This is a genomic window from Streptomyces sp. NBC_00690, from assembly GCF_036226685.1.
GTDB lineage: Bacteria > Actinomycetota > Actinomycetes > Streptomycetales > Streptomycetaceae > Streptomyces.
The window spans coordinates 5,427,602-5,447,798 of record NZ_CP109009.1; the positions used below are offsets into that span (position 1 = coordinate 5,427,602).

Genomic DNA, 20,197 nt, shown 5'->3' on the forward strand with positions numbered 1-20,197 from the left:
CTCCTCCTCCGCTCCTGCCCAGGGAGAGTGCGCCATCAACGCGTCCAGCAGTTCCCATGCCGTAGAGCTCCGCGGCATCACCAAACGATTCCCCGGCGTCGTGGCCAACCACGACATCGACATCACCGTGCGCCGCGGCACCGTCCACGCCCTCATCGGCGAGAACGGCGCGGGCAAGTCCACCCTGATGAAGATCCTCTACGGCATGCAGAAGCCGGACGAGGGAACCATTGAGGTCGACGGCGAACAGGTCACGTTCTCCAACCCCGGCGACGCCATCGCCCGAGGCATCGGCATGGTGCACCAGCACTTCATGCTCGCCGACTACCTCACCGTCCTGGAGAACGTCGTCCTCGGCTCGGAGAAGCTGTACGGGATCGGCGACAAGGCCCGCGCCAAGATCAGGGAGATCTCCGACGCGTACGGTCTGAACGTCCGCCCCGACGTCTATGTCGAGGACCTCGGAGTCGCCGACCGTCAGCGCGTGGAGATCCTCAAGGTCCTCTACCGCGGTGCCCGCACCCTCATCCTCGACGAGCCGACCGCGGTCCTCGTGCCGCAGGAGGTCGACGCACTCTTCGACAACCTGCGCGAACTCAAGGCCGAGGGTCTGACCGTCATCTTCATCTCGCACAAGCTCGGCGAGGTGCTGTCGGTCGCCGACGAGATCACGGTCATTCGACGCGGCACCACGGTCGGTACCGCCGACCCGGCCAACACCACCACCAAGCAGCTCGCCGAGCTGATGGTGGGCAGCGAACTGCCCTCGCCCGAGACCCGTGAGTCCACCGTCACCGATGTGCCGATGCTCCAGGTCCGAGACCTCCGGCTGACGGCCACCGACCCCGACGGCGTCGTGCGCTCCCTGCTCGACGGCATCGACTTCACCATCCACAAGGGCGAGGTCCTGGGCATCGCCGGAGTGGAGGGCAACGGTCAGTCCGAGCTGGTCGAGGCCATCATGGGCATGCGGACGTTGAACGGAGGCTCACTCCACCTGGACTCCGCGGACATCTCGCACCGTCCCACCCGCAAGCGGCGTGAGGACGGCATGGCGGTCATCCCCGAGGACCGCCACCGACACGGCCTGCTGCTCGAAGCGCCGCTGTGGGAGAACCGCATCCTTGGTCACGTCACCGAGAAGCCCAACAGCAAGGGCGTCTTCCTCGACCCCAAGGCCGCCCGCGCCGACACCGAGCGGATCGTGCGCGAGTACGACGTTCGCACCCCCGGCATCGAGGTCACCGCGGCGTCCCTGTCCGGTGGCAATCAGCAGAAGCTGATCGTCGGCCGGGAGATGAGCCACGCACCGAAGCTGCTGATCGCCGCGCACCCCACCCGCGGTGTGGACGTCGGCGCACAGGCGCAGATCTGGGACCAGATCCGGGCCGCCCGCCGGGAGGGCCTGGCCGTGCTGCTGATCTCCGCCGACCTGGACGAGCTGATCGGGCTCTCCGACACCCTGCGCGTGATGTACCGGGGCCGGTTGGTCGCCGACGCCGACCCGGCCACCATCACCCCGGAGGAACTCGGCTCGGCGATGACGGGTGCGGCCACCGGCCATCTCGAAGTCCCCGCAGACGAGCCTTCCGCCGACGAGCCTTCTGCCGACACAGGCACAGACACAGACACGTCCACCGACGCTTCCGCGCCATCCGGCAGTGCCTCCCCCGAGCGCACCGCCGACTCTGCGGACACTGCGGACACTGCGGACGCTACAGACACTGCCGACACTCGCGCTCCCCGCCCCGACAGCGGCACAGACGGCAACACCGACGGGGGAGAGGACCGATGAAGAAGTTCGACAAGGAGCGCGTGCTCCTGGGGCTCGCGGCCCCCGTCCTGGCCATCGTGGTCGCGTTCCTGGTGACGGCCGTGGTGCTGGCCGCCACCGGCAAGGAGCCGTTCAACGCCTTCCGGATCATGTTCGACTACGGTTCCAAGTCGGACAGCCAGGTCTACATCCTGAACAAGGGCACCACGTACTACCTGGCCGGACTCGCGGTGGCCATCGGCTTCCGGATGAACCTGTTCAACATCGGTGTGGACGGTCAGTACCGCCTCGCGGCCTTCTTCGCCGCGGCCCTCGGCGGTGCCCTCACGCTCCCCGGCATCGTCCAGATCCCGCTGATCATTCTCTGCGCGATGATCGTCGGCGCCATGTGGGCCGGTATCGCCGGTGTCCTCAAGGTCACCCGAGGGGTCAGCGAGGTCGTCTCCACGATCATGCTGAACGCCATCGCCACAGCGGTCATCGGCTACCTCCTCCAGGTGGGACGACTCGGACAGCTCGACGAGGCGGGGACGAAGATCTCCACCAAGCCGCTCCCCGAGTCGTCGCACTTCTTCGAGTTCCCGACCGAACCGGCACCCGTCTGGGGCTTCATCGTCGTCGCGATCATCGCGGGCATCGCGTTCTGGTTCACGCTCGCCCGCACCCGCTTCGGTTTCGACCTGCGCACGGTCGGCCAGTCCGGCAGCGCGGCCGAGGCCAGCGGTGTGAACGTCAAGAAGATGATCGTCACCTCCATGCTGTTCTCCGGCGCCATGGCCGGTCTGATCGGCATGCCGACCCTTCTGAACGACTCCTACGAGTACGGCGGCGACTTCCCGGTCGGCATCGGCTTCACCGGCATCGCCATCGCGCTCCTCGGCCGCAACAACCCGGTGGGCATCGCGCTCGGTGCACTGCTCTGGGCCTTCCTAGAGCGCGGCAGCGGCCAACTGGAGTTCCAGGGCTACGACAAGGAGATCGTCGGCGTCATTCAGGGCGTCATCGTCCTCTGTGTCGTCATCGCGTACGAAGTGGTGCGCCGCTACGGCCTGAAGCGCCAGCAGCGGCAGGTCGGCGCCAAACTCGCCGCCCAGGCCCGTAACTCCGAGAAGCAGGAGGTGTCGGCGTGACCGTCACGGCGACTTCCACCCCGCCGCCCACGGCACCCAAGGTGAGTGGCGGCAAGGGAGGGCGTACCCGCCTCTCCTTCCCGGTCATCCTGCTGATCATCGCTGGCGGGCTGCTCGCCCTGTCCGCGGTGCGCGCCATCACCGGCGCACAGGACATCACCTCGGCCGGCCAGATCAGCGCCGCCCTGGCCATGGCCGTGCCCATCGGCATGGCCGGTCTCGGCGGTCTGTGGGCCGAGCGCGCGGGCGTGGTCAACATCGGCCTTGAGGGCATGATGATCCTCGGCACCTTCTTCGGTGCCTGGGCAGGCTGGCAGACCGATCCCTGGATCGGTGTCCTGGCCGGTGTGCTCGGCGGCATGGCCGGCGGTCTGCTGCACGCGATCGCCACCGTCACCTTCGGCGTCGACCACATCATCTCCGGCATCGCCATCAACATCCTGGCCGTCGGGTTCACCACCTACTTCGCCAAGCTGTGGTTCAACACCGAGGAGGCTTCGGCGAAGGGCGGCAGCCCCAAACAGTCGCCGCCGTCCGAGGACATCACCACCGTCACCGTGCCCGGGGTCTCGGACTGGCTCGGTGACATCGAGAAGCACCACTGGTTCTTCATCTCGGACATCGCCGGTGTACTGCGCGGTCTGGTCACCAATCTGTCGCTGCTGACGATCGTCGCCGTGCTGCTGTTCGTCCTGACGTTCCTCGTGCTGTGGAAGACGTCGTTCGGTCTGCGCCTGCGCTCCTGCGGTGAGAACCCGATCGCCGCCGAATCGCTCGGCGTGAACGTCTACAAGTACAAGTACATCGCGGTGATCATCTCCGGCGGCATGGCCGGTCTCGGCGGCGCGTTCCTCGCGCTGGTCACCTCGAACATCTACAACGAGGGCCAGACCGGAGGCCGCGGCTACATCGGTCTCGCCGCGATGATCTTCGGCAACTGGCGGCCGGGTGGACTGGCGATGGGTGCCGGGCTGTTCGGCTTCGCCGATGCGCTGCAACTGCGCAACGGCGGCCAGTCCGTACACGCCCTGCTGCTGCTCCTCGTCGTGGTCCTCGCCGGGCTCGCGCTGTGGAAGCTCTACCGCAAGAGCTATCTGACGGCCGCGATCAGCGGTGTCCTCTCCCTCGGCGTACTGGTCTGGTACCTGGGCACGGACACCGTTCCGAACGAGTTCGTCACCGCCACCCCGTACGTCGTGACCCTCCTGGTGCTCTCCCTGTCCGCGCAACGGCTGCGCATGCCCAAGGCGGACGGCATGCGCTACCGCAAGGGCCAGGGCAAATGACGGCCGCGGCGGTCGACTGGGCGGCCCTGCGGGAGCATGCGCGTAAGGCCATGACGCGTGCGTACGCCCCCTACTCGGGCTTTCCGGTCGGGGTCGCCGCCCTGGTGGACGACGGTCGGACGATCACCGGTTGCAATGTGGAGAACGCCTCGTACGGACTCTCCCTGTGCGCGGAATGCGGTCTGGTCTCCGAGCTCCAGGCCACAGGAGGCGGCCGGCTGACCCACTTCACCTGCGTGGACGGCCAGGGCGAGAGCCTGGTGCCGTGCGGCCGGTGCCGTCAGCTCCTCTATGAGTTCGGCGGTTCGGAACTGCTCCTGGACACCCCCCAGGGGATCGTCCCGCTCGCGGAGATACTGCCGCAGCCCTTCGGCCCACAGCACCTTCCGGCGTAAATCCCCTGCGGCCCCTCCGTTCCGGCGGAGGGGCCGCTCCCTTACCCTCGTCTCTATGCGCGTAGAGCGCGATGAGCTGCCACTCTGGAGGAATGCCATGGACGTCATCTCCGTCATCCGCACCAAGCGGGACCGGGGTGAGCTCAGCCCCGAGCAGATCGACTGGGTGATCGACGCCTACACCCGCGGTGCGGTGGCCGACGAGCAGATGTCGGCGCTGGCGATGGCGATCCTGCTCAACGGCATGAACCGCACCGAGATCGCCCACTGGACGGCGGCGATGATCGCCTCTGGCGAGCGCATGAGCTTCGACGCGCTCTCCCGCCCCACCGCGGACAAGCACTCCACGGGTGGCGTCGGCGACAAGATCACCCTGCCGCTCGCGCCGCTGGTCGCCGCCTGTGGCGCGGCCGTGCCCCAACTCTCGGGCCGGGGCCTCGGCCACACCGGCGGCACCCTCGACAAGCTGGAGTCCATCCCCGGCTGGCGAGCCCTGCTCTCCAACGAGGAGATGCTGCACGTCCTCGACACCACCGGAGCCGTGATCTGCGCCGCCGGTGATGGCCTCGCCCCCGCCGACAAGAAGCTCTATGCCCTCCGCGATGTCACCGGCACGGTCGAGGCGATCCCGCTGATCGCCTCCTCGATCATGTCCAAGAAGATCGCCGAGGGCACCGGCTCCCTCGTCCTGGACGTCAAGGTCGGCACCGGCGCCTTCATGAAGAACATCGAGGACGCCCGGGAACTCGCCTCCACCATGGTGGCCCTCGGCACCGACAGCGGAGTGAAGACGGTGGCACTGCTCACCGACATGTCCACCCCGCTCGGTCTCACCGCCGGCAATGCCCTTGAGGTCCGCGAGTCCGTCGAGGTCCTCGCGGGCGGCGGCCCCGCCGATGTCGTCGAACTGACCCTGGCCCTCGCCCGCGAGATGCTGGCCGCGGCCGGTATCGAAGGCGCCGATCCCGCCAAGGCGCTGGCCGACGGCTCGGCGATGGATGTCTGGCGTCGCATGATCACCGCGCAGGGCGGCGACCCGGACGCGGCCCTGCCCACCGCCCGGGAGCAGCACGTGGTCACCGCCCCGGCCTCGGGCGTACTGACCCGTCTCGACGCCTACGACGTCGGCATCGCCGCCTGGCGGCTCGGCGCGGGCCGCGCCCGCAAGGAGGACCAGGTGCAGGCGGGCGCCGGGGTGGAACTCCACGCCAAGCCCGGTGACGCCGTCACCGCCGGCCAGCCGCTCCTGACCCTCCACACCGACACCCCGGAGAAGTTCGACTACGCGCTCCGCTCGCTGGAGTCGTCGTACGACATCGCCCCGGCCGGTACGGAGTTCACCGCGCCCCCGATCGTCCGGGACCGCATCGCCTGACCGACCGATTTCCCCTGGAGGGGCGCGCGAAAGGGCATGCGGACGCCTCTGCCGTGGTCGGTATCACCGGCGCGGCAGAGGGCGTACCGATGAGTTCCACCTGATGGGCCGGTCTCATCAGACATGAGTGTGGAAACCGCTGACCCGGTCGGCTCCGGCCCCGTCGTCCTCATCGTGTCCGCGCCGGTGACCTTCGCCGACGTGCCGCCCCTGTGCGCACGGCTGCAAGCGCTGTACGGGGCGGGCGCCGACGAGGTGGTGTGCGATCTCGCGGAGCTGACCAGAGCCGACCTCGCCTCGGTGGAGGCGGTGGCGAGGCTGAGGCTCACCGCCCGCAGGGCCGGACGCACCGTCCGCATGCGGAACGCAGGACCGGAACTGCTGGCCCTGCTGACCCTGATGGGCCTCGACGGCCTCACCCGACCGGATGGCGCAGCCCCCACCTGATCGAGGTCCGCCCGGGGACCGATCGCCCCCGGGCCGCCCGATCGATCAGCCGCTCTCCTTCGCAGACGGCTCCTGCTCCCACCGCTCGGGCTCCAGCGGCTCGGGCTCCAACCGCTCCGGCAGGTCGAACAGTGGGAACCAGCGCGCGGTGTCCAGGAAGGAATTGATCCCCGCGATCTTGCCGTCGCGGATCTCCATGACCATCAGGGCCCACGGGGTGTGCCCGTTTCCGTCCTCTGCCGGGTGGTAGTGGGCGAACGCCGGCATGCCGTTCGCCACGGTCGGGACGAGGCGCGAACCACGACAGACCGAGCCGACGCCCTCCATCCAGCCCACGATGTTCTCGTGGCCCTGGAGCCACAGGTCGTACGGCGGCATGGAGAGGGTGGCGTCATCGTGGAGGACCGCGGTCAGCGCCGCCATGTCGTACCCCTCGAAGGCGGCCACATAGCGCTCAAGGAGCTTCTGCTGCTCCTCGTCGAGGGGGTTCGCCGCGTCGGACTCGCTCGGCGGTGACTCGGCGAGCGTCGCCCTCGCCCGCTGAAGCGCGCTGTTCACCGAGGCGACCGAGGTGTCCAGCAGCTCGGCGACCTCAGCGGCCTTCCAGGCCAGCACCTCACGCAGGATGAGCACGGCCCGCTGCTTGGGCGGCAGATGTTGGAGCGCCGCGATGAACGCCAATCGAATCGACTCCCGCTCCAAGGCCGTCTCCGCCGGATCCGCGACCGATGGCAGCACCCGCCCGTCCGGGACGGGCTCCAACCAGGTCGCCTCGGGGCGAGCACTGAGCTGCGCCTGGGCGACGGGCGTGGGCCCGGAGAGGTCCATCGGGCGGGCCCGGCGGTTGCCCGCGTTCAACATGTCGAGGCAGACGTTCGTCGCGATGCGGTACAACCACGACCGCAGCGACGAACGCCCCTCGAACTTCTCGATGTTCCGCCAGGCCCTCACCATGGTGTCCTGGACCGCGTCCTCCGCTTCGAAGGACGAGCCCAGCATGCGGTAGCAGTAGCCGGTCAGCTCTCGCCGATACCGCTCCAGCTCCCTGTCGAGGTCCTGTGTCGTTGCCGTATCACTCATCGGGTCCACCCCTGTCGCCCACTGGCACCAGCCCTTGGGAACCTACAGGAGGCCACTGACAGTGGGACTCAGGTTCCCGGCTTGGTGCCGTAGACGAAGACGTCGTCGCCGTTCCTCAACAGGTTCCAGTATGACTTCGCGTCCGCGGGTCGCAGGTTGACGCAGCCCGCGGAGCCCGGCGGGTTGTACATCGACTTCGTCGTCGAGTGGAACGCTTGGCCGCCGTCGAAGAACTGGGCGTAGGGCATCGGCACGTTGTACAGCGACGAGACGTGGTTGATGTTGCGCCAGTAGATCTTCTTGGCGCCGGTCCTGGTCTCGGCCTTGTCCCGTCCGGTGCGCACCGGCACGGGGCCGTACTTCAGCGTCTTGCCGTCCTGGATCCAGCTCAGCTGCCGGGTCAGGTCCACACAGGCGATGCGGCCCTTGTTGGTGGGACACGTGCCGGCCTTGTTCGGATTGCTGCCGGCCGCGCGCTGCTGGAGGATCGTGTTCATCGTGCGCCAGGTCAGCGGCCCGGCGTAGCCGATGGTGGGGGTGATTCCGTGCTTGGCCTGGAAAGCCTTGATCGCCTTGCAGTCGGTCTGCGACTGCTTTCCGTCCACGGGGCGACCGAGGAACTTCTCCACCTGCTTCTGGTGCGGTCCGACCCCCGCGGTGCACGAGGCCGCCTGTGCGGTACCCGCGCCCAGCGCCGTCGTCAGCGGGACGATCAGTCCCGTCAGTGCGAGGGTGATTCCCGCCCGCCTCGCGAGTCGCCGTCCCCCGAGCGTCTTGTGCGTGCCGACTCTCACCGTTCCCCACTCCCCTCCGTCTACCGCCGCGATTGCGGCAGTCTGTCCATGTGACGCTCGTGGGGGACGGGTAGTTGTACGGAACATGTCTCAATCGCGCTACGGCGTGCGCCGGGCCCCACGACGGAAAGTCCCTTGGTGCTCCCGAACGCTGAGACCTCGGCGCCCGCCCGGGCCGGTGCGAGAGCGCGCCAAGGGCCGGCACCGAAGCGGTGCCGGCCCGAGAAGCCCAGTTCAGCGCGTTGCCACGGCCACGGCGAGCCGTTCCTGACGGGCCACCTTGGTCCCGTACAGCGTGATCGACACGACCCCGAGCACCGCGAGCAGGCCCAGCCCGACGGTCCCCGCCCAGCCGGCCGAGTGGAAGGCGATCGCACCGAGCGTGCCACCGACGCTACTGCCGAGGTAGTACACGGACTGGTACAGCGCCGACGCCTGCGCCCGACCCGTCTTCGCCGTCCGGCTCACCGATGCGGAGGCGACCGCGTGGCCCGCGAAGAATCCCGCCGTGATGAGCACCAGACCGGCAAGGACCGCCGTCAGCGACTCGGAGAGTGAGAGCCCCAGGCCGAGAGCGGTGGTGGCGACCGCCGCGTACAGCGCTCCACGACGACCGAGGCGGCCCACCAGTCGGCCCGCCGTGGCGGACGAGATCGTACCGACCAGATAGACGAGGAAGATCGAACCGATGACACCCTGCGGCAGGTTGAACGGCTCACCGATCAGCCGGTAGCCGATGACCGTGTAGACCGCACCGAAGACCGTCATGAACAGGGCGCCGATCGCGTACAGCCGCAGCAGCAGCGGATCGGCCAGATGACCGCGCACGGTCGCCGCCAGGACCTTCGGGTTCAGCGTTCCCGGGGTGAAGCGGCGGGCCTTCGGCAGCAGTACCCGGAAGACCAGAACGCCCACCAGCGCGAGCAGTCCCACTGCGGCGAGCCCCGCTCGCCATCCCCACAACTGCGCGGCCCAGCCGGTGACGATCCGGCCGCTCATACCGCCGATGCTGTTGCCCGCGACGAAGAGTCCGATCGCGGCCACCAGTGCCTTGGGGCGGACCTCCTCGGCCAGGTACGCCATCGCCGAGGCCGGCAGCCCCGCCAGCGCCGCGCCCTGCATCGCCCGCAGGGCCACCAACCACTCCAGGTTTGGCGCGAAAGGCACCAGCAGCCCCAGAACCACCGCCACGGTCAGTGACACCGTCATCAACGTCCGTCGACCGAAGCGCTCGGAGAGGACGCTCATCGGGAGGACGAAGAGGGCCAGTGCGCCCGTCGCCGCCGAGACCGTCCAACTGGCCGCGGAGGCACTCGCACCGAACGCGGTGGAGATCGCGGGCAGCAGTGCCTGGGTGGAGTAGAGGAGCGCGAAGGCCGCCATGCCCGCGGCGAAGAGGGCGAGGTTCATCCGGCGGTAGCCGGGACGCCCGGGGGCGATGGGCTCGGGGAGGGGCTCGGTGGAGGACGTTTCGGTGAAGACGGCGCCCACCGGGGTGGACGCCTTGGTACTGGCAGGCATGACGAGAACGTATGCCCGTTGAGATTCATGCGTCCAATGCATGGAACGGGCATAATCGTTCCCATGGTGCATGACTCCAGTTCACAGCCTCGCCTGTCACACGGTAGTTACGAAGAAGACATGGCGCTGCTGCTTGCGCCCCGGCTCGCGTACTTCGCGGGAGTGGCCCGACACGAACATGTGACGCGGGCCGCACAGGAGCTGGGAGTGCCCCAGTCGACGCTCTCCCGGGCCGTCGTGCGGCTGGAGCGGGACCTCGGGGTGACCCTCTTCGCCCGCAAGGGCCGCACGGTCTCCCTCACCCCCGCGGGCCGCACCTTCCTCGCCTCCGTGGAGCGCGCGCTCGGCGAGGTCGAGCGGGCGGCCGAGTCGGTGCGGGCCGACGCCGACCCCCATGGGGGCAAGGTCGCCTTCGGTTTCCTCCACACCATGGGCTCCGAGACCGTCCCCGGGCTGCTGCGCGCCTTTCGTGCCGACCACCCCGGCGTCCGGTTCACCCTGGTGCAGAACTACGGCGAGGCGATGCTCGGCGGTCTGCGCACCGGTGAACTCGACCTCTGCCTCACCTCGCCCGTTCCCGACGCACCCGACCTCGTGGCCCGTCGTCTCGACGAACAGAGGCTGCGGCTGGTCGTTCCCGACGACCACCGGTTGGCCGGCCGCAAACGCGTCCGGCTCGCCGAAGCCGCCGACGAGGCATTCGTCACCCTGGAGTCCGGCTACGGGCTGCGGCGGATCACCGACGACCTCTGTGCACAGGCGGGCTTCACCCCGAAGGTGGCGTTCGAGGGCGAGGAGGCCGAGACCCTGCGCGGTCTGGTCGCCGCCGGGCTGGGGGTGGCCCTGCTGCCGCCGCCCGCGGTGGCCAGGCCCGGAGTCGCCGAACTGACGGTCACCGCACCGCGCGCCGTCCGGGAGATCGGGGTGGCCTGGCTGGACGGACACCCCGACACCGCACCGGTCGCCGCCTTCAAGAAGTTCCTGCTCTCCCGCCGCGGCCAACTCCTGCCCGAGTGAGCCCCGGGACCCCGCCGGATGCGGGGCGCCGTGAACCCACCGCCCCGCAGCCGTCGTTCACTGTCTGAGCGACTTCCCGAACCCCGCCGCCAACGGCATCCGCAGCCCCAGCGGCGGTGGCGCGGCCAATGCGTCCGTCACCGGCCGGGAGTAGGGATGGGGAAAGAGCGAACCCAGCACGAAGTCCGTCGCCAGCGCCAGGACCTCGAAGTGGTGCTGCCGCAGTGCGTTGCCGTCGGTGTGCACCTCGAACCGGCATATGTTCCGGTTCACCTTCTTGACCCGCTCCGCCAGTCGGTACGACAACTCGGGTGAGGTGCGCGCGTCATTGGTGCCGTGCACGACCAGGATCTGCTTGCCCACCAACTGCTTCACCGGCTCGGCCTCGGTACCTGGCTGCTCATCGGGCAGCCAGGGGGCCATCGCCAACACCGTGCTGACCGCCGGATGGTCGGCCGCTCGGAGGGCCGCCCGCCCGCCGAACCCATGCCCCGCCAGACAGATCGGCACATCGCCGTACCGCCGGACCACCTCCTCCGCCGCCCAGGAGGCGTCCGCCGCGTGCTGCGCGGCCTCACCGTTCCAACCGCGGGTGCGGTAGTGCACGGTGTGCACCACCAGTCCGTCCTGGCGTCCCGCCCGCGCCAGTGCCCGTCCCAGCGGCAGCGCCCGCGCGAGCGAGAGCGCCGACGGTCTGCGCGGTGACTCCCGATCGCCGTCCGGCAGGATCAGCACCACTCCCGCCACCAAGGGGCCCGTCCCGCCCCGTCGCCCGCCGTAGGGCCTGCCCAGTCGTGGTCGCTGCCCGCCGCCTCCCCGCCTTTCCCCTTTGTCCGCTGCGTTTCGCTCACGATCTCCAGGACGCCCCCGCCCGGGGGGCAGTGCACGGTGTGCCATGGCAGAACAGTGTCAGAAGCCCTGGTCTACGCCACCCGTACGCGCGGTCACTGTTACGTATCGGCCAGGCGCTCTCTACGCGCGTAGGGGCTAGAGTGCGCAGATGACGAGCCAGACCCTCCACACGCCCACCGCGGATCAGATCCGTCGCGCTCCGAAGGTGCTTCTCCACGACCACCTCGACGGCGGGCTGCGTCCGGGCACGATCATCGAAATCGCCCGGGAGACCGGCTACGGCGACCTCCCCGAGACGGACGTCGACAAGCTGGGCACCTGGTTCAGGGAGGCGGCCGACTCGGGCTCGCTGGAACGGTACTTGGAGACGTTCGCGCACACCTGCGCCGTGATGCAGACCCGTGAGTCGCTGTTCCGGGTCGCGGCCGAGTGCGCCGAGGACCTCGCCGAGGACGGCGTGGTGTACGCCGAGGTGCGGTACGCCCCGGAACAGCACCTGGAGGGTGGCCTCACGCTCGAAGAGGTCGTCGAAGCAGTCAACGAGGGATTTCGCGAAGGCGAGCGGATCGCCCGCGGCAACGGTCACCGCATCCGGGTCGGCGCCCTGCTCACGGCGATGCGGCACGCCGCCAGGGCCTTGGAGATCGCCGAACTCGCCAACCGCTACCGCGATCTGGGCGTCGTCGGATTCGACATTGCCGGCGCGGAGGCGGGCTTCCCGCCCACCCGCCACCTCGACGCGTTCGAGTACCTCAAGCGGGAGAACAACCACTTCACCATCCACGCGGGAGAGGCGTTCGGCCTGCCGTCGATCTGGCAGGCCCTCCAGTGGTGCGGTGCGGACCGGCTCGGCCACGGCGTGCGCATCATCGACGACATCCAGGTGTCGGACGACGGCCAGGTGCAACTCGGTCGGCTCGCCGCGTACGTCAGGGACAAGCGCATCCCGTTGGAGCTCTGCCCGACCTCCAACCTCCAGACCGGAGCAGCCCAGTCCTACGCGGAGCACCCCATCGGTCTGCTGCGCAAGCTGCACTTCAGGGCCACGGTCAACACGGACAACCGACTGATGGGCGCGACCAGCATGTCCCGTGAGTTCGAGCTGTTGACCGACACCTTCGGATACACGCTCGACGACATGCAGTGGTTCACCGTCAACGCGATGAAAAGCGCCTTCATCCCTTTCGATGAAAGGCTCGCGATGATTAATGACGTCATCAAGCCCGGGTATGCCGAATTGAAATCCGAATGGCTGTTCCGACAGACGGCCACCACCAGCGAATCTCTGCCCGAACAGAGCTGAACTGGGCCGTTCGGGGATCGTCGGAGACGTCAACACTCCCTCTTCTCGAGGTGTTTGCTTCCGCGTCGCGACGGTGGCTAGCTTGCGGAGCCGCTCATATTCCCCGTCCCAAGGACACACCCCTGATGAAGCAGTCTGCTGCCAAGTCCCTTGGCGTCGTCGCCCTCGGCGCCGCCTTCGCCGCGGTCGCCGCGGGCTCGGCCGTCGCGGAGCCCGCTCCGTTCCCGGACTCCGCCACCTCGCTCGACACCATCGGTCACGTGGTGCCCCTCACGGACACCCTGACCAAGGTGCCGGCCGGTGCGGAAGTCCTCGCCGGTGGCCAGGCCGCCCTGATCGAGAGCACCGCCACGCTGCCGGGCACCCTCCAGGGGGCGGGGCAGCGAGTGCTGGCCCCCGAGGCGTCGAAGGACGTCGTCGGCTCGCTGCTCGGCGGCCTGCCGGTGGCCCAGCTGACCAAGGCCCTGCCGACCGGTGGTCTCGGCGGCATCGCCTGACCCGTCCCGTCCACCGTCACTTCCCCTGAGACGGCAGTACGGCACAGCTGTGGGGCGTCGTACCGGAATTCCGGTACGACGCCCCACGCGTGTGTCACCAGGCCGTCGCGGCCGTCTTCCCGCCCTTCTCAGCGGGGAGGAACAGCCAGAGCGCCGCGTAGACGAGGAACTGCGGGCCGGGCAGCAGACAGGAGACGAGGAAGATCACCCTCATGGTGTTGGCGGAGGTGCCGAAGCGCCCTGCCAGCGCCGCGCACACACCGCCGATCATGCGTCCTTCGCGAGGGCGGACAAGTGCGGCCATGGCGGACTCTCCTTCGCAGATGTGGCGGTCGGTTCGCCGGAACGCTTCTTCGTACGTTCCGATGACTCCAGCCTCCTCCACGAAGAGGGGCAAAGCATCGCTCTAGGGGGCGATCCCGACCCTGGAAATCGTCGGGGTCGACCCCTGAGGCCCCTCCGTAGCGGCGGACTGGCCGGCCCGCTCGGGGCGCCGGATGCCGCTGCCCCTGCTTGGCGGGCGCAGCCGACGCCGCCGTAGCCGCGCCCGGCCAGCGGGCACCACCAGCAGATGGGCGACCGCCACTCCGGTCGTGTTCAGCAGCAGCGAGTCCACGTCGACCACCCGACCGGGCACCCCGGTCTGGAGGAGTTCGATGCCCAGCGAGAGCAGGGCGCCGGCCGTCACCGTGCGGGCCAGGGACGCCAGCGGGGAGACCGCGATCCGACCGCTGACCATCGGGAGGAGCACTCCGAGCGGGGCGAGCAGCAGAAGTCCGCCGCCGAGTTGCCGCGCGGCTTCCACCGGCCCGAGTCGAAGATCGGCCCTGATGCCCGCGAACGGCTCCAGATTGGCGGCCGTCACCCATGGCACATCGAGAGGGCGCAGGGTCAGCCATCCGACGAGCAACAGGTGCACGAGGAGGAGGACGACCCCCGCCACACGGAAGCGGATGACGGCACTGCCGCCTTTACCTTGACGCTGCACGATGCACAAGACGCGCCGCGGGTACGGAATGGTTCCGCCGCCCGCGGCATCGCGTGCCCCGCCCGTCCCGCCCCGGCTCGTCGTCCACTCCGTCCCCCTTCCCCGTTGCTTCCCGATGTTCCCGCTATTCCCGCTATTCCCGTCGTTCCCGTTCCGGGCACGCCATGGCTACTCGACCGTGGTCGGACCGGTGGCCGGCGGTGTGGAGAGCGCCGCCCCGGCACCCGGAGGGACCGACTCCGTCGTGGTGGCTGAACCACGCGTCGCCGAGGGGGACGGCAGCGGGCCGACCGTGGGCAGTACGTCCTCCGGCCGGTCCTTGGCCTTCCCGGAGCAGCCGTACCCACGCGGCGCGTACTCGCCGGGCCCACCGAGGATCACGGCCCCGCCCGTGGCCGATGCCTGGCTCTCCGAGAACGTGCACACGATCTGCGCGAGCGCCGCCGCCGGCAGGTCCTCCGGCTGTCGGCTCAGTCGCAGTGTGCCGTCGGGGTCGCTGCGACGTTGACCGCTGACCGCGATCGGCCCCCGGACGTAGGTCGCGAACCCCGCCTCCCGTTCTGCCGCCGACGGTTCCCGCTGCAACTCTTCGAGCAGTGCCTGCGCGACCTGGATGCGGCCCTCCACGGACTTGGACTCGGGTATCTCCGCGGTACGGTCCACCGGCTCCAACTGGGAGGCGCAGACCAGGTAGATCCGTACCGGCACGTCCCGGGACTGCGACTGCTGCGTGATGTCCTCGCCGTTGACCTCGCACGGCACCCGTGAGGGCGCGGGACCGCCGTCCACCGGCACGTGCGTGGGCCTGATCCCGCAGCCGCCGAGCGCGAGTACGCCCAGCAGGGCGGCGAGCCCCGCCACCTTCCGCCTGGTGCGCAGCCCCCGGACCTGATCCGTCACCGCTGGCCTTCCTCTCCCCGTCCGGGGCTTTCGGTGTCCGAGGGACTGTCGGGGCCCGGCCCGTCGAGGTCCCCGGTGTCCGCGCCGGTGGGGCCCGCCGAACCGGCGGTTTCGTCCTTGGGCGCCGACGGGTCCAGCGGCAGTCTCAGAAGGAACACGGCGCCGTCGCCGTCGGGCGAGTTCGCGGCCGTGATGTCCCCTCCGTGGATGTGCGCGTTCTCCATGGCGATGGAGAGCCCGAGTCCGCTGCCCTCGGACCGCGGTCTGGACGCGCTGGCCTTGTAGAAGCGGTCGAAGACATGGGGCAGGACGTCCTCGGGGATGCCGGGCCCGTGGTCGCGCACCTCGATCAACAGTTCCCCGCCCACGGGTCGCACCGAGACGCGCACCGGTGAGCCGCCGTGCTTGAGGGCGTTGCCGATCAGGTTCGCCAGGATCACATCGAGTCGACGTGGATCGAGCCGGGCCATCTGTCCGCGCTCGGCGTCCAGGTCGACCGCGTCCAACCAGGCCCGCGCGTCGATGCAGGCCGTGACTTGGTCGGCGACGTCGACGTCGTCGAGCACCAGTCTGGCGGTGCCCGCGTCGAAGCGGGTCACCTCCATGAGGTTCTCGACGAGGTAGCCCAAGCGCCGGGTCTCGCTCACCACGAGGTTCACCGCGGGCGCGATCATCGGATCGAGGTTGTCGATCTCGTCCTCAAGCACCTCGGTGACGGCGGTCAGCGCGGTCAGCGGGGTCCGCAGTTCGTGGGACATGTCGGCGACGAATCGACGGCTGGACTCCTCGCGGGCGCTCATGTCGGCGACCTTCTTCTCCAGCGACTCCGCCGTCTTGTTGAAGGTGCGCGCGAGTTCGGCCAGTTCGTCGGTGCCCGACACCCTCAGCCGGGTGTCCAGCTTGCCCTCACCGAGCCTGCGGGCGGCTTCGCCGAGCCGACGCACCGGCTTGAGCACGGTCGTCGACGCCGCCTGCGCCAACAGCGCGGAGCCGACGAGCGCGAGTGCCGTGGCGATCCCCAGCGACCAGGCCAGGGTGTTGAGGTCCTCCCGCTCCTGGTCCAGCGATTTGAGGACGTAACCCGTCGGCCCACCCCCCACGATCCGGGTGCCGCCGACCAGATAGGGCTTGCCGCGCAACTGGATGCGCTGCCAGTACAGGTGGTACGGGGAGGAGTTCCCGGCGACCGTCTCCTGGCGGTCGTTCACCGCCTCCCGCAGTCGCCGGGGCACATCGTCGAAGGTGAAGTCGTCCGGGTCCGAGGTGGCGACGATCGGTTTGCCCTCGTCGCGCTCCCCGATCAGGAGCACGGTGAACCCGGCCTTGCCCTGGGACATCTGGTCGACGGTGATCTGTAGTTCGCTCTGAGACGGATGCAGGGGCAGCGAGGCCGCCCGGTTCTGCATCTGCTGACGGAAGTCCCCGAGCGCCGAGTCCTGCGTCCGCGTCAGCACGGCTTCGCGATTGAGCCAGTAGGCGATGCCCGATGCCGAAACCGCCGCGGTCAGGGCGACCACGGCGAAGACGACGACCAGGCGCAGCCGCAGGCTCGTCCAACGGAGGCTGGCGAGCACCGCGCGCTTCACGGCACCGCTCACCGCGCGCTGCCGAACTCATGGGGAAGGGCGGTGATGTCGTGGTGGTTCGGAGGATGAGCAAGGGTCACTGGGGAACGTCCAGCCGATAGCCCACACCACGTACGGTTCGGATCAGCGTCGGCGAGGACGGGACGTCCTCCACCTTCGCCCGCAGCCGTTGGACACAGGCGTCCACCAGCCGCGAATCACCGAGGTAGTCGTGTTCCCACACCAGTCGCAGCAACTGCTGCCGGGACAGGGCCTGCCCCGGTCTGCGGCTCAGTTCCAGCAGAAGGCGCAGCTCGGTCGGCGTGAGCTGCAGATCTTCGCCGTTTTTGGTGACGGTCATGGCAGAACGGTCGATCACCAGAGACCCGAAGGTGGCGGAGTCCGTGGACTCCCGTTCGCCCCGGCGCAGTACGGCACGGATACGGGCGTCAAGCACCCGACCCTGTACGGGTTTGACGACGTAGTCGTCGGCTCCGGATTCCAGGCCCACGACGACGTCGATGTCGTCGCTGCGGGCGGTCAGCAAAATGATTGGCAGCTGATCGGTGCGCCTGATGCGGCGGCACACCTCGAAGCCGTCAATCCCGGGCAGCATCACATCCAGCACGATCAGATCAGGTCGCTGCTCACGCAGCAGTTTGAGGCCGTCCTCGCCCGTCGCCGCAGTGGCCACACGGTGGCCCTGGCGCGACAGGGAGAGTTCGAGGGCCGTGCGGATGGCGTCGTCGTCCTCGATCAGCAACAGGAAAGGCACAGGGGCCATTCTGGCGTATGGCTGCGGCGGAGTTCGACTGGGAGAAGGACCGGGCAACTCCGCGACCTCAGCATCCGCCCCGCAGTGGCCCCTGTGACAGCCCTGTGACAGTCGGCGGACAGCCCCATGAAATCGCCTGGGCAAGATTTTCGACACACGGACGGAAACGGACTCCACTCGACGGGGGGCGCAAGATGAACGCACTGCACAGCACCGCCACAAGCGCAGTTGTCACGCGTCTCCATGACGTCGGGAGGATCACGGAAAAGTCCGGTGCCGTGAACGGGCGGGGGTGCGTTCGCGGCACCGGGCGTCAGCACAAGCCGTCGTACATGACGGTGGTTGACGCGCCCACGGGGGCCGGTGGGGGGACCACCGGAGGGAGCGGGGAAGCGTACCGGGAGAGCGATGTCAGCCTTTCCGAGGCGGAGTTCACCGCCTATGTGAAGGAGCGTCGCTCCTCCCTGTACGCGACCGCTTACCACTTGACCGGGGACCGTTTCGAGGCCGAGGACCTCTTGCAGAGCGCGCTGTTCTCGACGTACCGCGCTTGGGACCGCATCAGCGACAAGGCGGCGGTCGGCGGATATCTGCGCCGCACCATGACCAATCTGCACATCAGCGCCTGGCGCCGGCGCAAGCTCAACGAGTACCCCACGGAGGAGCTGCCGGAGACGGCGAGCGACACCGATGCGATGCGGGGTACCGAACTGCGCGCGGTGCTCTGGCAGGCGCTCGCCAGGCTTCCCGAACTCCAGCGGACGATGCTGGTCCTTCGTTACTACGAGGGCCGTACCGACCCGGAGATCGCGGACATCCTGGACATCAGTGTCGGCACGGTGAAGTCGAGCATCTGGCGGTCGCTTCGCCGGCTGCGCGAGGACGACGTCCTCAGCTTCGGCCGTGACGAGGAAGAGTCCTTCGGCGAGCTGGTGGCCTGAAGGCACGGGGGATAGACCGGGGGGACGCCGTCTCGGGGGAGACGGCGACGGTGGGGGGCTGTGAGGTCATGGGGGACCTCATGGGAGCCACGGGGGAAGAGCGGGACCGAACGGGCCGGGGGGTCTTGTTCGGTCCCGCGTCTTTTTGCGTTGCGGGCTTGGCGTAGGCCGTCAAGAGAGCCGGCCGTCAGGAGAACCGGCCGTCGAGAGAGCTGACCGGGCCCGAGTGCCGAAGGCGTCAAACGGACGGTCCCGACGAAGCCACCGGCGCTGACGCAGGACTCTCCCCAGCCGGATCGACGGCCGCTCGGGGGCGCGGCGGCACCGGCACGGCCAGAGCGGAGGCGATCCGCGCCAGCGCCTCCCGTTTGGCGCAGGGATGAGCGCCTAGAGCCGCCTGCCGCGCCACGATGCCGCGCTCGGTGCGCATCAGCCGCCAGCCCCTGCGCAGCAGGAACGCCACCGACTTGCGGCCCTCCTTCAGATCCCTGGCCAGCCGGCGCCGGAACGTGGTCGAAGGGCGTCCGCGCAGACAGAGCGCATCCGCCAGCAGACCCAACTCGGTACAGCGCGCCACCAGATCCGCGGCGAAGATGCCTTCGGCGATGAAGAGCCGCGCACCACCGAGGTCGAAGACCTCGCGCCCGACTCGTGAACTGGAGCCGATGTCGTACACCGGAACGGCCGTGCTTCCGGATTCGCACAGTTCCGCGAGGGCGGACACCGCGGTGTCCGCGTCCCAGGAGAGCGGCGAGTCCCAGTCGATGTCCGCGCTGCCCACGACCAGCGGGAGGGTCGGGTCGTCGTGCTCCTTGTAGAAGTCGTCGAGGCGCAGTACGGGCAGTCCCGTACGGGCGGCGAGAGAGGACTTGCCCGATCCGGAGGGGCCCGTGAGCAGTACGACGCGCGCTGAGAGGGCGCGGGAGGCTGGGAAGGCGGTCACAGGACACCAGTGTGAGGCATTGACCCGTGAAGGGGACCCGTCGGGTGTCCGGTAGCTCTGGAATCATTGCTCAACTACGCTGCGTACTCGTCCGATTACTACCCCAGGCGGGATTTTCATGGCACGTCACGCAGCTCCCCACCCTCGTCGGCGCCTCGCATACGGCGCCGGCCTGACCGTTGCGGCAGCAGCCGCGGCCCTCGGCGCAGGGGGCACCGCACAGGCGGCGCCCGCCGCCCCGGTGGCACCGGTGGGACTCGACACCCTCGACACGGCCCTGCCCGGCAGCGGGGTGACCGGGGCACTCACCAACTCGGTCTCCGGGATCGGCTACCTCAAGCACCTCCAGCTCAACCCGCTGGCGAAGACCGGGGTCGACCCGCTGGCCAACGGAGTGGGGACGCAGATCGCCGACTTCAAGCCGATCGGTACGGACCTGGTCACGGGTCCGCTCTCCGACGGCGGATCGCTCACGGATCTGCCGTTGGTCGGGAAGGTCGTCGACGCCCTGCCCCTGTAGGGCAGCAGGAGGAGCCCCCTGCCGCCGGACGGGACGGCAGGGGACTCCCGATCAAGGGGGCGTTCTTACGCCCAGTACGACTGCGCGGGGCCGT

Annotated in this window: 21 protein-coding genes; 11 read left to right on the forward strand and 10 right to left on the reverse strand. The window is 69.1% G+C overall.

All coding sequences use genetic code 11. The features are described from left to right. The first annotated feature begins 34 nt into the window (after positions 1 to 34). The 6 genes from OID54_RS23890 to OID54_RS23915 all read left to right on the forward strand — a co-directional run bounded on the left by OID54_RS23890 (position 35) and on the right by OID54_RS23915 (position 6,407). Complete coding sequence (locus OID54_RS23890; protein ID WP_329027739.1) at positions 35 to 1,795, forward strand: ABC transporter ATP-binding protein; 1,761 nt, start codon at positions 35 to 37, stop codon at positions 1,793 to 1,795. Continuing rightward, positions 1,792 to 2,904: an ABC transporter permease gene (locus OID54_RS23895; RefSeq protein ID WP_329022607.1), complete on the forward strand. Its 1,113-nt coding sequence runs from the start codon at positions 1,792 to 1,794 to the stop codon at positions 2,902 to 2,904. The genes OID54_RS23890 and OID54_RS23895 overlap by 4 nt, the downstream gene beginning before the upstream one ends. After that, complete coding sequence (locus OID54_RS23900) at positions 2,901 to 4,190, forward strand: ABC transporter permease (RefSeq protein WP_329022610.1); 1,290 nt, start codon at positions 2,901 to 2,903, stop codon at positions 4,188 to 4,190. The genes OID54_RS23895 and OID54_RS23900 overlap by 4 nt, the downstream gene beginning before the upstream one ends. Further along, a complete protein-coding gene (locus OID54_RS23905) occupies positions 4,187 to 4,585 on the forward strand; it encodes a cytidine deaminase (RefSeq protein ID WP_329022612.1) in 399 nt (132 codons plus the stop codon). Before OID54_RS23900 ends, OID54_RS23905 begins: the two co-directional genes overlap by 4 nt. Before the next feature lie 97 nt (positions 4,586 to 4,682). Further along, the gene (locus tag OID54_RS23910) at positions 4,683 to 5,960 is read left to right on the forward strand and encodes a thymidine phosphorylase (protein ID WP_329022614.1); all 1,278 of its coding nucleotides are present in this window, start codon (positions 4,683 to 4,685) and stop codon (positions 5,958 to 5,960) included. A 123-nt stretch (positions 5,961 to 6,083) separates the two neighbouring features. Next, complete coding sequence (locus OID54_RS23915) at positions 6,084 to 6,407, forward strand: STAS domain-containing protein (protein ID WP_329022616.1); 324 nt, start codon at positions 6,084 to 6,086, stop codon at positions 6,405 to 6,407. A 45-nt stretch (positions 6,408 to 6,452) separates the two neighbouring features. Here OID54_RS23915 and OID54_RS23920 read toward each other — a convergent pair whose 3' ends face one another. The 3 genes from OID54_RS23920 to OID54_RS23930 all read right to left on the reverse strand — a co-directional run bounded on the left by OID54_RS23920 (position 6,453) and on the right by OID54_RS23930 (position 9,802). Then, positions 6,453 to 7,487 (reverse strand): sigma-70 family RNA polymerase sigma factor, encoded by a 1,035-nt coding sequence (locus tag OID54_RS23920; protein WP_329022618.1) that lies wholly within the window; start codon positions 7,485 to 7,487, stop codon positions 6,453 to 6,455. A 68-nt stretch (positions 7,488 to 7,555) separates the two neighbouring features. Beyond that, positions 7,556 to 8,281: a L,D-transpeptidase family protein gene (locus tag OID54_RS23925; protein ID WP_329022620.1), complete on the reverse strand. Its 726-nt coding sequence runs from the start codon at positions 8,279 to 8,281 to the stop codon at positions 7,556 to 7,558. A gap of 234 nt (positions 8,282 to 8,515) precedes the next feature. Next, a complete protein-coding gene (locus OID54_RS23930) occupies positions 8,516 to 9,802 on the reverse strand; it encodes an MFS transporter (protein WP_329022622.1) in 1,287 nt (428 codons plus the stop codon). 63 nt (positions 9,803 to 9,865) lie between these two features. On the opposite strand from OID54_RS23930, the gene OID54_RS23935 reads away from it, so the two are divergent. Next, complete coding sequence (locus OID54_RS23935; RefSeq protein WP_329022624.1) at positions 9,866 to 10,819, forward strand: LysR family transcriptional regulator; 954 nt, start codon at positions 9,866 to 9,868, stop codon at positions 10,817 to 10,819. Between the two features lie 57 nt (positions 10,820 to 10,876). Here OID54_RS23935 and OID54_RS23940 read toward each other — a convergent pair whose 3' ends face one another. Then, positions 10,877 to 11,566, reverse strand: coding sequence for an alpha/beta hydrolase (locus OID54_RS23940; RefSeq protein ID WP_443055667.1), 690 nt, complete (start codon positions 11,564 to 11,566; stop codon positions 10,877 to 10,879). A 253-nt stretch (positions 11,567 to 11,819) separates the two neighbouring features. Between OID54_RS23940 and OID54_RS23945 the strand changes: the two genes are divergently transcribed. Together OID54_RS23945 and OID54_RS23950 are read left to right on the forward strand one after the other, a co-directional pair. Next, the gene (locus OID54_RS23945; protein ID WP_329022627.1) at positions 11,820 to 12,974 is read left to right on the forward strand and encodes an adenosine deaminase; all 1,155 of its coding nucleotides are present in this window, start codon (positions 11,820 to 11,822) and stop codon (positions 12,972 to 12,974) included. 125 nt (positions 12,975 to 13,099) lie between these two features. Then, a complete protein-coding gene (locus OID54_RS23950) occupies positions 13,100 to 13,471 on the forward strand; it encodes an ATP-binding protein (RefSeq protein WP_329022629.1) in 372 nt (123 codons plus the stop codon). Between the two features lie 94 nt (positions 13,472 to 13,565). Here the strand turns inward: OID54_RS23950 and OID54_RS23955 are convergent, their stop codons facing one another. From OID54_RS23955 to afsQ1, 5 genes are all read right to left on the reverse strand, one after another. After that, on the reverse strand, positions 13,566 to 13,775 hold the full coding sequence (locus OID54_RS23955; protein ID WP_329022631.1) for a PspC domain-containing protein: 210 nt from the start codon (positions 13,773 to 13,775) through the stop codon (positions 13,566 to 13,568). A gap of 102 nt (positions 13,776 to 13,877) precedes the next feature. Next, a complete protein-coding gene (locus OID54_RS23960; RefSeq protein ID WP_329022633.1) occupies positions 13,878 to 14,459 on the reverse strand; it encodes a VanZ family protein in 582 nt (193 codons plus the stop codon). 168 nt (positions 14,460 to 14,627) lie between these two features. Further along, positions 14,628 to 15,359 (reverse strand): hypothetical protein, encoded by a 732-nt coding sequence (locus OID54_RS23965; protein ID WP_329022635.1) that lies wholly within the window; start codon positions 15,357 to 15,359, stop codon positions 14,628 to 14,630. Continuing rightward, positions 15,356 to 16,957, reverse strand: coding sequence for a HAMP domain-containing sensor histidine kinase (locus OID54_RS23970; protein ID WP_329022637.1), 1,602 nt, complete (start codon positions 16,955 to 16,957; stop codon positions 15,356 to 15,358). Before OID54_RS23970 ends, OID54_RS23965 begins: the two co-directional genes overlap by 4 nt. Positions 16,958 to 17,021: 64 nt before the next feature. Then, entirely contained in the window at positions 17,022 to 17,699 is a 678-nt protein-coding gene (afsQ1, locus tag OID54_RS23975; RefSeq protein WP_175257369.1) for a two-component system response regulator AfsQ1, read from the reverse strand. A gap of 194 nt (positions 17,700 to 17,893) precedes the next feature. Between afsQ1 and OID54_RS23980 the strand changes: the two genes are divergently transcribed. Beyond that, a complete protein-coding gene (locus OID54_RS23980) occupies positions 17,894 to 18,640 on the forward strand; it encodes a SigE family RNA polymerase sigma factor (protein WP_329022639.1) in 747 nt (248 codons plus the stop codon). A 238-nt stretch (positions 18,641 to 18,878) separates the two neighbouring features. Here OID54_RS23980 and OID54_RS23985 read toward each other — a convergent pair whose 3' ends face one another. Further along, on the reverse strand, positions 18,879 to 19,583 hold the full coding sequence (locus OID54_RS23985) for a uridine kinase family protein (RefSeq protein ID WP_329022640.1): 705 nt from the start codon (positions 19,581 to 19,583) through the stop codon (positions 18,879 to 18,881). A 118-nt stretch (positions 19,584 to 19,701) separates the two neighbouring features. On the opposite strand from OID54_RS23985, the gene OID54_RS23990 reads away from it, so the two are divergent. Next, the gene (locus OID54_RS23990; protein WP_329022642.1) at positions 19,702 to 20,103 is read left to right on the forward strand and encodes a hypothetical protein; all 402 of its coding nucleotides are present in this window, start codon (positions 19,702 to 19,704) and stop codon (positions 20,101 to 20,103) included. Positions 20,104 to 20,197 lie beyond the last annotated feature (94 nt).

Excerpts from the sequence above, each read along its gene's own strand:
- OID54_RS23955 (WP_329022631.1), bottom strand. The coding sequence starts at position 13,775 with ATGGCCGCACTTGTCCGCCCTCGCGAAGGACGCATGATCGGCGGTGTG.
- OID54_RS23895 (WP_329022607.1), top strand. The coding sequence starts at position 1,792 with ATGAAGAAGTTCGACAAGGAGCGCGTGCTCCTGGGGCTCGCGGCCCCC.
- OID54_RS23905 (WP_329022612.1), top strand. The coding sequence starts at position 4,187 with ATGACGGCCGCGGCGGTCGACTGGGCGGCCCTGCGGGAGCATGCGCGT.
- OID54_RS23950 (WP_329022629.1), top strand. The coding sequence starts at position 13,100 with ATGAAGCAGTCTGCTGCCAAGTCCCTTGGCGTCGTCGCCCTCGGCGCC.
- OID54_RS23980 (WP_329022639.1), top strand. The coding sequence starts at position 17,894 with ATGAACGCACTGCACAGCACCGCCACAAGCGCAGTTGTCACGCGTCTC.
- OID54_RS23920 (WP_329022618.1), bottom strand. The coding sequence starts at position 7,487 with ATGAGTGATACGGCAACGACACAGGACCTCGACAGGGAGCTGGAGCGG.
- OID54_RS23910 (WP_329022614.1), top strand. The coding sequence starts at position 4,683 with ATGGACGTCATCTCCGTCATCCGCACCAAGCGGGACCGGGGTGAGCTC.
- OID54_RS23935 (WP_329022624.1), top strand. The coding sequence starts at position 9,866 with ATGGTGCATGACTCCAGTTCACAGCCTCGCCTGTCACACGGTAGTTAC.
- OID54_RS23915 (WP_329022616.1), top strand. The coding sequence starts at position 6,084 with ATGAGTGTGGAAACCGCTGACCCGGTCGGCTCCGGCCCCGTCGTCCTC.
- OID54_RS23930 (WP_329022622.1), bottom strand. The coding sequence starts at position 9,802 with ATGCCTGCCAGTACCAAGGCGTCCACCCCGGTGGGCGCCGTCTTCACC.
- OID54_RS23990 (WP_329022642.1), top strand. The coding sequence starts at position 19,702 with ATGGCACGTCACGCAGCTCCCCACCCTCGTCGGCGCCTCGCATACGGC.
- OID54_RS23945 (WP_329022627.1), top strand. The coding sequence starts at position 11,820 with ATGACGAGCCAGACCCTCCACACGCCCACCGCGGATCAGATCCGTCGC.